At 73.7% G+C, this 14419-nt stretch carries 9 protein-coding genes; 3 read left to right on the forward strand and 6 right to left on the reverse strand.

Annotation, left to right across the window (positions count from 1 at the left end):
- Positions 1-34: 34 nt before the first annotated feature.
- The gene (locus tag ACFZAM_RS00950; protein ID WP_391041763.1) at positions 35-886 is read right to left on the reverse strand and encodes a hypothetical protein; all 852 of its coding nucleotides are present in this window, start codon (positions 884-886) and stop codon (positions 35-37) included.
- Between the two features lie 340 nt (positions 887-1226).
- Between ACFZAM_RS00950 and ACFZAM_RS00955 the strand changes: the two genes are divergently transcribed.
- On the forward strand, positions 1227-4718 hold the full coding sequence (locus ACFZAM_RS00955) for a phosphodiester glycosidase family protein (protein ID WP_391041765.1): 3492 nt from the start codon (positions 1227-1229) through the stop codon (positions 4716-4718).
- 77 nt (positions 4719-4795) lie between these two features.
- Here ACFZAM_RS00955 and ACFZAM_RS00960 read toward each other — a convergent pair whose 3' ends face one another.
- A complete protein-coding gene (locus tag ACFZAM_RS00960; protein WP_391041766.1) occupies positions 4796-5116 on the reverse strand; it encodes an SCO0607 family lipoprotein in 321 nt (106 codons plus the stop codon).
- Positions 5117-5274: 158 nt separating this feature from the next.
- Between ACFZAM_RS00960 and ACFZAM_RS00965 the strand changes: the two genes are divergently transcribed.
- A complete protein-coding gene (locus ACFZAM_RS00965) occupies positions 5275-6378 on the forward strand; it encodes an LLM class flavin-dependent oxidoreductase (protein ID WP_391041768.1) in 1104 nt (367 codons plus the stop codon).
- Positions 6379-6553: 175 nt separating this feature from the next.
- Here ACFZAM_RS00965 and ACFZAM_RS00970 read toward each other — a convergent pair whose 3' ends face one another.
- The gene (locus tag ACFZAM_RS00970) at positions 6554-7303 is read right to left on the reverse strand and encodes an N-acetylmuramoyl-L-alanine amidase (protein WP_391041769.1); all 750 of its coding nucleotides are present in this window, start codon (positions 7301-7303) and stop codon (positions 6554-6556) included.
- Positions 7304-7666: 363 nt separating this feature from the next.
- On the opposite strand from ACFZAM_RS00970, the gene ACFZAM_RS00975 reads away from it, so the two are divergent.
- Complete coding sequence (locus ACFZAM_RS00975; protein ID WP_391041771.1) at positions 7667-10738, forward strand: glycosyl hydrolase; 3072 nt, start codon at positions 7667-7669, stop codon at positions 10736-10738.
- An 18-nt stretch (positions 10739-10756) separates the two neighbouring features.
- Here the strand turns inward: ACFZAM_RS00975 and ACFZAM_RS00980 are convergent, their stop codons facing one another.
- From ACFZAM_RS00980 to ACFZAM_RS00990, 3 genes are all read right to left on the reverse strand, one after another.
- Complete coding sequence (locus tag ACFZAM_RS00980; RefSeq protein WP_391041772.1) at positions 10757-11563, reverse strand: hypothetical protein; 807 nt, start codon at positions 11561-11563, stop codon at positions 10757-10759.
- A gap of 34 nt (positions 11564-11597) precedes the next feature.
- A complete protein-coding gene (locus ACFZAM_RS00985) occupies positions 11598-13472 on the reverse strand; it encodes a protein kinase (protein WP_391041774.1) in 1875 nt (624 codons plus the stop codon).
- A 225-nt stretch (positions 13473-13697) separates the two neighbouring features.
- Positions 13698-14153 carry an NUDIX domain-containing protein gene (locus ACFZAM_RS00990; RefSeq protein WP_391043466.1) on the reverse strand — a complete coding sequence of 152 codons (456 nt, stop codon included), beginning with the start codon at positions 14151-14153 and terminating at the stop codon, positions 13698-13700.
- Positions 14154-14419 lie beyond the last annotated feature (266 nt).

The following is a 14419-nucleotide window of genomic DNA, read 5'->3' on the forward strand; positions in this document are numbered from 1 at the left end:
CAACGCCCCTACGGGGCACGTCCCGGCCGGGGTCTTACGGCAGGCAGAGGATCAGGATGCACAGGCCCTGGTGCGCGGGCGGCGTCGTCGGGGACGTGCTCGGCGACGCGGGGTCGGCGGGGGTGGTGGCCGGGGGCGCCGTCGTCGTCGTGCCGGGGTCCGCGGGGGTGTCGGCGGCGGTGCCGGTGCCGGTGTTCACGGCTTGCGTGCCGGTCGACGGGGGCGTCGAAGGAGCCGTCGAGGCGGACGGGGCCGGGCCGGTGGCCGGGGAAGTGGCGGGCAGCGGGGCCGTACCGGCGTTGGTGGCGGCCGGGTGGGTCGCCTGGGCCGTGGGGAGCGCCGGGGTACGGGTGTGCCGCTGGGTAGCGGGCGCGGCGGCGTGCGGGCCCGACGTCGGGTCCGTGGCCTGCGCGTTGTCGGTACGCAGCGTCACCGGCGTCACGGTGTCGTACGACGAGGACGCCGTCGTGCCCCGGCCGGAGCCGTGGTTCTGCATGGACGCGACGGTCACGCCGCCGCCGAAGAGGGCCACCGCCGTGGCGACGCCCGCACGGCGCCGGTTCTTCTTCCACCGCTCCAACTGCCGCCGCCGGGCGGCGCGTCCGCCCTGCAAGCGGGGCACGAGCGAGGAGGGCCCGACGACGGACGCCGTCCTCTCCTCGTCAGCCGAAGCCGAAGCCACAGGGGCGGCCGGGAAGACGGAGGGCTCCGGTATGTACGCGGCGGGCTCGTACGGAGCCGGGTCCGCGTACGAGACCGGAGCCGGGTACGACGCCGGGTCCGCGTACGAGACCGGTGCCGCGTCCGTCTCCGGCGCGTAGGCGCCGCAACCCGGGCACACCAGCGCCCCGTTGACGGAGCGGCGGCACGTGTAGCAGTAATCCATTCGTGGTCTTTCTCCGCTGGCTTCGCGGCCGAGGGTGGGCCGCAGGGATGTCCACGTCCCCCGCGAAGGGGCAGCCCGACCGAAACTAACAGCTGTAACGGGAGGGGTTGCAAGCGACCTGTGTGTTTTTTGAAAAGCCGCGCCGCCTCCTGGGCGGCAATATCCCGACGTGCCCGCCAAATGCGGACGTTCCGCACCCGCGTCAACGACGTGAAGTGCGGCAGGCGGCGCCGCCCACGGTGCCGTTCGGGCGCAATCCGCCCGCGCACCGGCAACCCGATGTCCTCACCTACGTTTTCGTTCATCTCATCGACGGCAAAAACCCATAGCGTGATGCGCCATGGAGAATCAGCAAACCAGCGCCGCCTCGGGGATAACGCGACGCGGCCTCATCGTCGGCGCCGTCGCCGCCGGACTCACCGCGACCGCCGGAACCGCGAGCGCGCAAACGAGCCGACAGGGCACATCGGGACAGGCCGGGAGCACACCGGCGTTCACTCCGCCGGAATCGGCGAAATACCCCGGTTACGCCGAATACAAGCCGCCGAATTACCAGTTGGCCGTTCCGGGGGAATCCCTCGTGGCGGGCCGCGCGGACTACCCGGTCGCGCCGGGTATCGTCCTCACCTCCTTCGACACATTCGGCCGCACCGGCTGGACGCGGGTCCATGTGCTCAACGCCGATCTCGGCAACGCGTCGGTCGGCGTGGACCTCGTCGCGGACAAGGTGAGCGATCCGCGTCCGCTCGCCCAGGCGGCGAACGCGCAGCACGCCGTGGCCGCCGTCAACGGCGACTATTTCGACATCACCGAGACCTTCGCGGCCGAGGGCCCGGAAATCCAGGACGGCACGCTCCGCAAGGGCACGAACAAGACGGCGACCGTCGCGGCGATCGGCGCCGACCGGGTGGCCCGGCTGGCCGACCTGGTGCTCACCGGTACGGTCACGGTCGCCGGGACGCGACGGCCGCTCGCCGCCCTCAACTCGCCCTCGGTGCCCGCCGACGGCGTCGCCGCGTACACCCCGAAGTGGGGCGCCGGGCGCCGCACGCTCATCCAGGACGCGGGCCCGTACACCGAACTCGTCGTCGCGGGCGGGAAGATCACCGCCGTCAACGCCCAACTCACCGACACCGCGGTGCCGGACGGCGGCCTCGTCGTGCTCGGCCGGGGCGCGGCGGCGGCCCAACTGGCCGCCGCCAAGCCCGGTGACGCCGTCACCGTCGACTTCGCGCCGCGGACGAACGCGCCCGTCGCGCTGCGCACCGCGCTCGGCAGCGGCGAGGTGCTGGTGCGCGGCGGCACGGCGATCGACTTCCCGCCGAGCACCGGCAACGACGCGGCCAAGCCGCGCACCGCCATCGCGTGGCTGGACGGCGGCCACCGCCTGCTGCTCGTCGCAATCGACGGCTCGGCCAACTTCTCCGCCGGGCTCAGCTTCGACGACACCGCCAAGCTGCTGGTGCGGCTCGGCGCCACCGAGGCGTTCATGCTCGACGGCGGCGGCTCCACCGAGATCGTCGCCCGCAGGCCCGGCGACACCGGGGCCGGAGTCGTCAACACCCCCTCGGACGGCGGCGAGCGGCCCGTGCCCAACGGCGTCGGCCTCTTCGCCGCCCGCAAGGGCTCGGGACGGCTGCGCGGCCTCGACGTACGCCCGCGCGCCGACCGCGTCGTGCCGGGGCTGACCGTGGACGTCGCGGCGGCGGGCTACGACGAGACGTGGGCGCCGGTGCCGATCGACGAACACCGCGACCCCGTACGGTGGTCGGCCTCGCCCGGCTCCCTCGGCACCGCGCGCGACGGCGTCTTCCGCGCCAGGAAGCCCGGCGCGGGAACGCTGCGCGCCCGTACCGGGGACGCGGACGGCGCGCACGAACTGCGGGTCCTCGGCGACCTGCACCGGCTGGCGTTCACCGAGCGGGCCGTCACCATCGACCCCGGCGCGACCGCGTCGGTCAGCCTGACCGGATACGACGCGGACGGTTTCGACGCGCCCGTCGCGCCGCGTGACGTCCGACTCGCCTACGACAAGGCCCTGATCACGGTGGCCGCGCAGCCCGACGGCAGCCTCCGGATCACCGGTGACGCGGGCGCGGTCGGCAAGGCCACCGTCCTGACGGCGACCGTGGGGGATGTGACGGCACGGCTGCCGGTGACGGTCGGCCTGGTCGACGTGTCGCTGGCCGAGTTCGAGCCGGCCGAGAACTGGACGGCGCTGGCCGCGCGGGGCACGGCGTCGGTCGCCTTCGTCGCCGCCCCCGACCGGCCGGGCGCGGCGGCCGACAACCACGCGCTGCGGCTCACGTACGACTTCACCGGGCAGACGAGTACGTCGGCGGCGTACGCGGTGGCCGGCGGCGGTCCGATCACGCTGCCCACGGGCACGAAGCGGATCGCGCTGTGGGTCAACGGCGACGGCAACAACCACTGGCTGCGCTGCATGATGTACTCGCAGGGCACCACCAATGTGCCGTTCACGCTCGCGCTGACCGTGGACTGGACGGGGTGGCGGCGGGTCGTCGGGGACCTCCCCGCCGGGTACTCGGAGCCGGTCACGCTGCTGCGGATCTACATCGCGGAGACGTCGCAGACCAACAAGAACGCGGGGCGGCTCGACTTCGACGGGCTCGCCGCGCAGGTCGGGCAGCAGCCGGACACCTCGCAGGCCCCGCAGCCCGACCCGTACGTCGTCGAGCAGGGCGGACTGCCGGACCGGCGGTGGACCTTCGCGGTCCTGTCCGACCTGCACGTCAGCGCGGCGGCCGGGCTCGACTCCTTCTCCGGGCGGCAGGCGGTGACCGCGCTCGGCCAGGCCGTCGCGACCCGGCCGGACTTCCTGCTGATCAACGGCGACTTCGTGGACAACAACAACCCCGAGGACTTCGCACTCGCCAACGGGCTGCTGCGCGACCACGTACCGGCCGGGCTGCCGGTGTACTGGACGCCCGGCAACCACGAGGCGGGGCTGTCCGCGACCGGCGGCCTCGACGCGTTCCTCGCCGTGACCGGCCGCCCCAACCGGCAGGTCTTCGACCACAAGGGGACCCGTTTCATCCTGCTGGACTCGCACACCGGCGACATGCGGACCTCGGACTGGGACCAAGTGCCGTTGCTCCAGGCCGAGTTGGCGAAGGCGGCCAGGGACCGGTCGGTGACCGGTGTCGTGCTGTCCTTCCACCACCCCTTGCGGGACCCCTCGGGCGCGGGCGCCTCACAGCTCGCCGACCAGCTGGAGGCCGGGCTCCTCCAGAAGTGGCTGGCCGACTTCCGGGAGACCTCCGGCAAACCGGTCGCGCTCTTCACCGGCCACGCGCACACCGCGTCGGTCACGCGGACCGACGGCGTCCTGGAGGTCACCACCCCGGCCGTGGGCAAGACGCCCTACAGCTCGCCCGACCAGGGCGGCTTCTTCGGCTGGATGCACGTCGGCGTCGACCCCAGGCCCGCGCGCGTCCGGGCCGGGCAGCCGAGCCCGCGGACCCGCGAGTGGCTGCGGGCCGAGAGCCGCCCGGTCATCGACGGGATCGAGCTGACGGCGGACGGTCCCGTGCCCGTCGGCACGTCGGCCGCTCTGGCGGCCACCGGCATCACCAGCGAGTTCGGGCTGCGCTTTCCGCTGCGCTACCCCGCCACGGTGGTCTGGTCGGGGTCCGCGGGCGTCCTGGTCACCGACTCGCCCTCCGAGGCCAAGGCCGCCAAGCGCCGTCCCGGGACCCTCGCGGTCCTGGACCCGACGACCGCCACGCTCACCGCGCTGCGGCGCGGCACGGTCACGGTGACGGTCGCCTCGGGCGGCCTGACGGCGTCGGCGACGGTGACGCTGAAGTAGCCGCTACGTACCCGCGTACGCCGATCCGTACGCGGGCCCGGCACGCCTTGTGAGGTCCCGCCCCCCGCGGCGGGGCCTCACTTCACCTCGTTGCCTTCGGCGTCCAGGGAGTGCTCCTGCCAGTACTTGTCCCACTTGTCGTCCACGTGCCGGGGGACCTTGCCCTTCGGGTAGCGCACGAAGCCCTTCGGCGGCTCCTCCTTGTCCGACACGCAGGCCCCGCCGCCCGCCGGGGGCCCGACCGACGCCACCGGGTACTCCCCGCCCGAGCACATCGCGTCCTGCATGCTGCACGCCGAGCCGAGCCCCATGAAGGCGACGCCCGCGAGGGACAGTCCGATCAGGGTGAGCCGGGGGCCGGCGGGAATCCGGGGCCGACGGGGATGGTTGGTCTGCACGGCGCTGCCGCCTCTCGCGTAGGTGATCTTCGCTCCTGGACCAGTGTGGCCGCGCGGATGTGTCCGAATCATCCGTGCTCGTACTCAGGTCGCGGTGGGTACGGAGTGCGGGGGCGGCGGGCGGGCGTGAGTATGGACGGAAACGTGGGAGGCGTGCTGTGCCGCTGGAATCCGAGCCGTTGCGGAAGCTGGGCTTCCTGACCATCGGGCTGTTCGACGAGGCCGATCCCCGGCGGGGGCACGAGTCGACGCTGGAGATCATCGAGCTGGGCGAACGGCTCGGCTTCGACAGCGCGTGGGTGCGGCACCGGCACCTCCAGTACGGGATCTCCTCGCCGGTCGCCGTGCTGGCGGCGGCGAGCCAGCGCACCCGCAGGATCGAGCTGGGCACCGCCGTCATCCCGCTGGGCTGGGAGAATCCGCTGCGGCTGGCCGAGGATCTGGCGACGGTCGACATCCTGTCCGGCGGACGGCTCAACCCCGGCGTCAGCGTCGGGCCGCCCACGCACTTCGAGCAGGTCGGGCCCGCGCTCTACCCGGACACCGCCGACGCCGAGGACTTCGGCTACCCGCGCGTCCGGCGGCTGCTGGACTTCGTACGCGGCGAGCGCGCCACCGACTTCAGCGGCGTCGAGGGCATCGAGGTCTTCTCCGACCGCGTCCAGCCGCACTCCCCCGGCCTCGGCGGCCGTCTCTGGTACGGCGGCGCGAGCCTGCGGTCGGCGCGGTGGGCGGGCGAGAACGGCATGAATTTCCTGACGAGCAGCGTCGTCAAGGCGGAGGAGCCGGAGTATCGGGAGAAGGCGGCGGAGTCGGAGAAGGCGGCAGAGGCCGAGGCGGCCGAAGCGGCGGTGACGGGCCCGGCGCCGGACTTCGCCGACATCCAGCTCTCCCACATCAGGACCTTCCGCGCCCACCACCCCGACGGCGACCGCGCCCGCGTCTCGCAGGGCCTCGTCGTCATCCCGACCGACAGCGCCACGCCCGCGCAGCGCGCCCGCTACGAGGAGTACGCCCGCAAGCGCCTCCCGCGCACCACGGCTCCGCAGGGCCCGGCGCGCATGCTCTTCTCCCCCGACTTCGTCGGCCCCTCGGCCCAGCTCGCCGAACGCCTCCACGCCCACGCCGCCTTCCGCGAGATCGACGAGGTCGCCTTCGCCCTGCCCTTCACCTTCGCCCACGAGGACTACGCCCAGATCCTCACCGACCTCGCCGGCGCCCTGGGCCCGGCCCTGGGCTGGCGCCCGGCTCAGTCCTCGTAGCCGTGCCTCGACAGCAGGGCCGCGATACGGGACGCGTGGGCGGACTGCCAGGTGTCGAGGGACTCGGCGGCCTCCTTGGCGTCCGCGCGGGCCCGGCGCGGCGCCGAACCCGGAGGTCCGCACGGTGCGGCGCCGAACCCGCGCGGGCCCGGCGCCGCACCCGGCGGACCCGCCGCTACATCCGGGACGCCACGTCCGACCGGAGCTGCGGCAGCATCGCGTAGAGCTTGTCGCCGGGGCACTCGGTGACGTTGAAGTCCCGGTGCCCGAAGATCTGCGTCGGCGCGAGGCCGTACTTGTAGCAGATGTACGAGCAGAGGCTGACGAGGCTGGCGTAGAGGATCGACGGCGGCGCGACCGAGGTGTACGTGCCGTTGTTCTCGACGCCGATGCCCTGCGTGTTCTGGCCGACGGTGTGGGCGCCGACGACCATGTTGCTGCCCGCGAGCAGCCGTTCCAGGCTGCGGTGGCGGCCCTCCATGATGATGCCGGTCCGGCTGATGGTGAAGTGGTTGCCGGTGTCGATCCAGCCGTTGGTGTCCATGTGCAGGTCCTGGATCTCGTGCGCGATGGCGAACGAGCCGGACGTGCCGGAGTCGGCGGTGTTCGCGAACGCGGTGTGGTGCACGACGATCTTGTTGGGGTTGTTCCCGGCCAGGCTGACCGGGGAGGACGGCGGGCGGGCGCCCCACGCCGTGGTGTCGAACATGTTGGGCTCGGGGACGATCCGCGCGGCGGAGGCGGAGGCGGGCGCGGCGCCGACGATCACGGCTCCCGCGCTCGCGCCGAGCACGGCGGCCGAGGCGAGGAAGCGGCGGCGGGACAGGGCGGCGCGGGACTCGTCCGTGCCGGACTCGGCGGCGGGGGACAGGGCGGCGCGGGACTGGGCGGTGCGGGGCATGGCGAAGTGCTCAGGGACCGACATGTGTGCTCCCGTGGTGGGGGTGAGGGAGAGCGTCAAATTCCGTGCGGGCAGCTGCCGTTGGAACTTAATGCCAAGTAACCACCGCAGAACAGAGTGCGGATGAAACTTTCCTCCATACGGCGGAGCGTGACGCGGCGCCGGGCGCGGGGCGGACACGGTGCCGGGCGCGGGGCGGACACGGGGCGGGGCGCGGGGCGGACGGGCGCGCGCCACGGGTGCCGCCCTCGGCCCCGCGGCATGCATTTCCCCGCTCGATTGAATCTGTTCAATGGATCCGGCAAGTTCACCCCCTTGACGTCTGACGATTCTCGGCCATAGCGTCCGCCCGGAACTTAAAACGTTTCATACGAGGAGACGCGCACCATGACCGACGACGCCAGCCACGCCGACGACAGCCGCCCGGACACCGGTGTCGCCCGCCGCCGCGTCCTCCAGGCCGGAGCCGCCGCGGGCGCGGCCCTCACGTGGGGCGCGGCCACCGGCACCGCGCACGCGGCCGAAGGGGCGAGAGCGGCGGGCAGCGCCTCCGCGCACCCGGCCCCGTGCCGACCCGGCGCCCCCGGCTCCGCCTCCTGGTTCAGCGCCCCGCCCGCCCCCGTCCGGCCCAAATTCCGCTGGTGGTGGCCGGACGGGCTGGTCGAGCCCGCCGAGATCCGCCGCGAGATCGACCAGATCGCGGACGCCGGTTTCGGCGGCGTCGAGATCGCCGCGGTCCACCACAGCGTGGACGACCCGGCCGTCCTGGACACCGCGCACCACGGCTGGGGCAGCGCGAGCTGGGTCGCCGGGATGGAGGCCGCGCTGGAGCAGGCCGACCGCCGCGGCCTGACCGTCGACCTCACCGCGGGCCCCGCCTGGCCGACCGCCGTCCCCACGATCACCCCGGACAGCCCGGCCGCCGTACAGGAACTCGCCTACGGTGTCGCCGCGTTGGCCGCCGGGGCCCGTTACGAGGGACCCGTCCCCGCCCCCGTCGTCGCCGCCGACCCGGCCGCCGCGAAGGCCACGCTGCTCGCCGTGCAGGCGGTCCGCGTCGACACCGCCAACAGCACCCGCAAGGAGACCGGCCTCGACCCGGCCACCCTGGTGGACCTCACGCGCACGGTCACCAACGGCGCCGTCACCTGGACCGCGCCCGACGACGGCGGGTCCTGGCTGCTCTTCGCCCACTGGCTGCGCGGCACCGGCCAGACCCCCGAGGCGGGGCCGCACACCGCGCCGACCGCGTACGTCGTGGACCACTTCAGCCCCGCCGGCACCCGCGCGATCACCGACTTCTGGGAGTCGGACCTGCTGACCCGCCCGGTGCGCCGGCTGATCGCCCGCGCGGGCGGCGCCCTCTTCGAGGACTCCATCGAGCTGGAGTCGCGCGCCCTGCTGTGGACCCCGGCGCTGCCCGCCGAATTCGCCCGCCGCCGCGGCTACGACCTGCTGCCGTACCTGCCCGCGCTGCTGCTCAACAAGAGCAACCAGGTCTACGCGTACGGCGCCGCGCTGACCGTCCGCGTACGCCACGACTTCTGGCAGACGGTCTCGGAGCTGTACAACACCCACCACGTCACCGCGATCAAGAAGTGGGCGAGCACCTTCGGACTGAAGCTGCGCGCGCAGCCGTACGGGCTCCAGACCGACGCCATCGCGACCGCCGCGCTCCTGGACATCCCCGAGGGCGAGTCGCTGGGCTTCAAGAACCTGGACGACTACCGGTGCCTGGCCGGCGGGCGGGACATGGCGGGCAGCACCATTCTGTCCTGCGAGTCGGGCGCGTACACCGGCGGCGCGTACAGCACCACCTGGCAGAAGTTCCTGCGCACGATGGGCGGCGCGTACGCGGCCGGGGTCAACCAGACCGTGATCCACGGCTTCTCGTACGCGGCCCTGCCCGGTGTGGCCTGGCCGGGATACGCGGCCTTCACCCCTTACCACGGCGGTGTCGGCTACGGGGAGTCGTGGGGACCGCGGCATCCGACGTGGCGTCACATCACCGACATGTCGGGCTACTTGGCCCGTGTGCACCAGGTCCTGCAAGCGGGGAAGCCGCGCCAGGACGTGGCGATCTTCCGGCAGACCGGCTACACCGCGACCGGCATCGGCGCGTCCTGGTTCACCTCGACCGGCATACCGCTCGGCTGGAACCACCAGTTCATCAGCGAGCCGCTGCTGAGCCTGCCGTCGGCGCGGGTGACCAACGGGGTGCTGGCGGCGGGCGGACCCGCGTACCGCGCCCTGTTCGTGGAGGCCGACTTCTTCGCCGGGTCCACCTGCACGCTGCCGGTCGAAGTCGCCGAGAAATTCCTGGCGTTCACCAAGGCCGGGCTGCCGATCATGCTGGTCGGCGACTGGAGCACCGCGACCGTCCCCGGCCTGGACACCGGCGGGCAGGACGCCCGACTGCGCGCGGTGCTGGCCCAGTTGCTGGCCCAGCCGCGCGTCCGGCAGATCACCGACAAGACCGCGGTGGGCGCCGCGCTCGCCGACCTCGGCGTGACACCGCTCGTCTCGTACGCGACCAGTTCCACGCTGCTCAACGCCCACCGGTACGCGGACGGCGTCGACTACTTCTACTTCTGCAACGGCAAGCACGCCGAGACGGTCAAGCCGCCGGTCGCCGCCGTCGACCACGAGGTGACCCTGCGCCGGGGCAGCACCCGCCACGTCCCGTACCTGCTGGACCTGTGGACCGGACGCGTGCGGCGGATCGGCACGTACACCGAGACCGGCGACACGGTCACGCTGCGCGTCGCGCTCCAGCCCGGCGAGACCATGGTCGTCGCGCTCGGCGTGCCCGGCCTGTTCGGCGACCGCACGGGCAGCGGCCCGCACGCGGTGTCCACCACCGCGGACACCGTGCTCTTCGCCGACGGGCGGCTGACCGTACGCGGCTCCGCCGACGGCGAGTACGTCACCGAGCTGTCCCAAGGCCGCCGCACGGTGCGCAGCCGGATCTCCGGCGTGCCGCAGCCCACCCAACTCACGGGCTGGCGGCTGGACGTCGAGGACTGGCAGCCGGGCGCCACCGCCACCGAGACGAGGGTCGTGCGCCGCGCGCTCACCCTCGACGCGCTCGCCGCCTGGCCCGACATCCCCGCGCTCGCCGACGTCTCCGGCATCGGCCGCTACCGCACCACCGTCCGCCTCGGCCGCGCCTGGACCGGCGGCCACGGCGCCCTGCTCGACCTCGGCACGGTCTACGACACCTGCCGCGTGACGGTCAACGGCCACCGCCTCGACCCCGTCGACCACATCAACCCCGTGGTGGACCTGGGCGGTTGGCTGCGCCAGGGCGACAACACCATCGAGGTCGAGGTCGCCACCACCCTCGGCAACCGGCTGCGCGTCAGCGATCCGGGCGTCTATGGCGGATCGCCGCGCCAGCCGTACGGCCTGGTCGGTCCGGTGCGGCTGCTCCCGTACGGGGAGGCGCGGATCGGCTGACCGCGCGCGTCAACGGCCTCAGGAGCAGCGGTAGGTGAAGGTGTACGACCCCGACTGCCGCTGCGGGGAGAGCACTTCGAGGGTCGCGGTCGCCTGGAGCGTGCCGCGGCCGTCGAAGGACCACAGCAGCACGACGTCGGTGCTGCGCCGCCCCTTCGCCACCCGCTGCCGCAACTCGTCGGACAGCGTGCCGTCGCTGCGCCGCCACCGGTAGCGCACCGTTCCCGCGTCCCCGCTGGTCCGCAGCGTGCCCACCACCTTCGCCGTACTGTGGCAGCCCTGGACGGCGGTGTCGTTGCGGACGCTGACGCCGTCGACCTTCACCGAGCCCGGCCAGTGCTGCCACAGCAGATAGGCCACCACCCCGAGCAGTACCAGCAGCGCGAGCAGCCAGCCGCCCAACGCCCGTTTCCGGCGCGGCTCTTCGGGCGGCAGCACCGGCTCCCCCGGCCGCACGGTGCCGTGCCACACGGCGGCGGTCCGCTCCGTACCGACCGACGGCTCGGGCCCTTCGGGCACCCCGGGCCCGAAGCGGCGCAGCCCGGACGCGAAGGTCTCCGCCTCCGGGACCTCGCTGGACCAGGAGTCGGGGTCGAGTACGGTCGCGCCGTCCGGCTCCTCGGTGCCGCCCGCACCGCCCCCGGCGCCCGTACCGCCCCCGACGCTCGCGCCGTCCGTATCGCTCGCGCCGCCGAAGCCGAGGTCGCTGAGCCGGAAGGTGCCGTCGTCCGGCGCGGCGGGGGCGGGGGCGGGGGCGGCCTGCGGCCGGGTGCTGAAGTGCAGGCGTGGGTCACGGCTCTGGTCGCGGTCACGGTCGTGCGGCATGGGCGGGTTCCTTGGCGGAGGGCCGAAGTGCGGGTCAGCAGGCGTCGATCGTCTGTGAGGAGCCGTTCCCCTTGCCCGCGGCGGGCGTCGAGGAGACGGTGAGCGTCCAGCCGGGGAAGCGGCTGACGCCGAACGCGTGAGTGTAGGACTGGGTGGAGGACGTCTCGCCCTTGGGGATCGGGTACGACTCGGTGACCGCTCCCGACACGAGTCCCGACGCCGTGGTGTGCGCCCAGGTGAGGACCAAGGTGCCGTCGTCGGCTCCGTTGCCCTGCACGGTGACCGCCGCGACCGCCGTGTGTCCGGCGCCCGCGCTACAGATGAACCGCACGATGGCGACCGAGTCCACGACCAGCGCGGGTGGCGTCGTCGTGGTCGGCGGTGTCGTCGGCGGCGTCGTGGGCGCCGTGGTGGGGGGCGTCGATGTCGGCGCCGATGTCGTCGGGGGATCGACCGGCGCCGTCGTCGTCGTACCGCTCGGTGAGGCGCTGTCCGAGGCGGACGGGGACGGGAACGCGGACCCCGATGCCGAGGGGGACGCGGACGGGGAACCGGACGTCGGGGTGCCGGTCGCGGGGGCGACGGGCTGGCCTGAGACCAGGGAGGTCAGGGCCGAGGGGGTCGAGGCGGCGGTGACCTCGTCGGAGGGACCGTCGCCGCCGGTGGCCACCGCGGTCACGACGAGCCCGGTGGATATCAGGACGGCCGCGACCGCGCCCGCCACCAGTTTGGCGCGCCGCCCGAAGCGGGCCGGGCGTACCGGGCGGTGCCGCTCCAGCGCGACCAGGGCGTCGCCCGGTGCCGCCGCGCCCGGAGTCGGCGCGGGGGCCGCGCCCGAGGCGACGCCCGCCCCCTGCCCGAGCTGCGTGTGCGCGAAGGCCGTCGTCCCCGAGGCGGCGCTGCCGCCGCCGAACGGCAGCAGCAGCGGCAACAGGGCCACGAGCGCGGCGAGTTTGCGCTGCCCGCGCTCCTCCCAGTCCTCGCCGTACGCGGCGCCCGCCACCGCCTGGAGTTCCGCGACGAATTCGGCCGCGCTCTGCGGGCGTTCCTGCGGGGTCTTGCCCAGGCCGCGGGTGACCAGACCGCGCACCGGCTCCGGCACCCGCTCGTCGGGGATGGGCGCTTCGGCGTGCTGCACGGCCAGTTCGAACATCGTCGAGCCGGAGTACGGCTTGCTGCCGGTCAGGCACTCGTAGAAGGTCGCGGTGGCCGCGTACACGTCGGTCGCCGGGGTGGCGGGGCCGCCCGCCCACTGCTCGGGCGCCATGTACGACGGCGTGCCCGCGACCGCGCCCGTCTCGCCGCTGCGCACCGCGACGCCGAAGTCCACCAGCTTGGACACGCCGTCCGTGGTGACCAGCACGTTCGCGGGCTTGTAGTCGCGGTGCACCACCCCCGCCGCGTGCGCGGCGGCCAGGCCGAGCAGCGAGCCCTTCAGCACCGCGAGCGCCGGTTCCGGATCGGTCGCGCCCTCCTGCCGCAGCAGCGCGTGCAGCGCGATGCCGTCGACCAGCTCCATCACGATCGCGGCGTTCCCGCCGTCCTCCACGTACTCGTAGAAGCGCGCGATGTACGGCGAGTGCAGGCCGCCGAGGAGTTCCGCCTCGGCGCGGAAGGCGGTGCGAAAGCGCGGGTCGCCGCCGAGGGGTCCCGCGAGGTACTTGACCGCCACCGCCGTTCCCGTGGCGACGTGCGTGGCCAGCACGACCCGGCCGGACGCGCCCGCCCCGAGGTCACGTTCGTGTCTGTACCCGGGCACGCTCCACAGCCCGTCCCCGCCCCCGCCGCCGTGGCCCGTGCCGCTGTGGCCCGTGCCGCTGTGGCCCGTACCGCCGCCGCTCGCGGGCGTGCCGCCGTAGCCCTTGGCCGGGTCGTACGCCGGTCTGCCGGAGCCGTCGTTTCCGTCCATCGTGTGCCGTCCCCCTCATCCGCCCCTGCCCGCCCCCCGGCGGCCGTCGCCGCGCTCACGCGCGCTCGTAGGCGTCGACGCAGATTACTGCGGCCGGGGTTCCCCGGCACCCCCTGGCGGGACCGGAGGGTCGAACAGACCGCCGTGTTCACCGGCACCGTGAAGGCCGTGGTCCCCTTCGCCGCGGAGATCGACCTCGGCTCGGTCTGACCGGCGGTGCCGGACTCACGCGGTGGCGTGCATGTGGTGGAGCAGAAGGAGAGCGGCGACGGCGTTCGCCGAGTGGATCTCGCCGCGTTCGATCAGGGTCGGGACCGAGGACAGGGGGACCCATTCGCGGCGCTCGGACTCGAAGTCGTCCTCGGGGTGGCCGATGTGTTCGGCGGTGGTGGACCAGTAGACGTGGTGGCGGCCGTCGGTGAGGCCGTTGGAGGGCTCGACGGTCAGCAGGTGGCGGAGGGGGCCGGGGCGCCAGCCGGTTTCCTCGAGCATTTCGCGGGCGGCCGCGGCTTCGACGTCCTCACCGTGCTCGACGACACCGGCGGCCAGTTCCCAGCCCCAGCTGTCGGTGATGAAGCGGTGGCGCCACAGCAGGAGGGCTTCGCCTGCTTCGTTGACGGTGGTGGCCAGGGCGACCGGGCGTTGGCGGATGAGGTAATGATCGAGATGACGGCCGGGCAGGCGCTGTGATTCCTGGCCCCGGGCGAGGGTGAGGGCAGTGACGCTGTGGGCGGCGGCCTGCTCGGGGTTGCCACGGCCGAGGTCGGCGGTGGCGAGCGTGGCCGGACGGTGCACGGAACCGCGCGCGTGCGCCTGGGCGCGTACGGCTTCGGCAGCGTAGGTCCGGGCCGGGGTCCAGTCGCGCAGGCTGATGAGGCTGCCTGGTCGCCCATGCGGGAGAACGCCTTGGCCTGCATCGCGTACAGGTCGGTCGCCAGCGCGGGCGA

Source organism: Streptomyces sp. NPDC008079 (assembly GCF_042957385.1).
Lineage (GTDB): Bacteria > Actinomycetota > Actinomycetes > Streptomycetales > Streptomycetaceae > Actinacidiphila.

Coding starts and splice junctions, on each gene's coding strand:
- ACFZAM_RS00950 (WP_391041763.1), bottom strand. CDS start 886: ATGGATTACTGCTACACGTGCCGCCGCTCCGTCAACGGGGCGCTGGTG.
- ACFZAM_RS00955 (WP_391041765.1), top strand. CDS start 1,227: ATGGAGAATCAGCAAACCAGCGCCGCCTCGGGGATAACGCGACGCGGC.
- ACFZAM_RS00970 (WP_391041769.1), bottom strand. CDS start 7,303: ATGTCGGTCCCTGAGCACTTCGCCATGCCCCGCACCGCCCAGTCCCGC.
- ACFZAM_RS00975 (WP_391041771.1), top strand. CDS start 7,667: ATGACCGACGACGCCAGCCACGCCGACGACAGCCGCCCGGACACCGGT.
- ACFZAM_RS00980 (WP_391041772.1), bottom strand. CDS start 11,563: ATGCCGCACGACCGTGACCGCGACCAGAGCCGTGACCCACGCCTGCAC.
- ACFZAM_RS00985 (WP_391041774.1), bottom strand. CDS start 13,472: ATGGACGGAAACGACGGCTCCGGCAGACCGGCGTACGACCCGGCCAAG.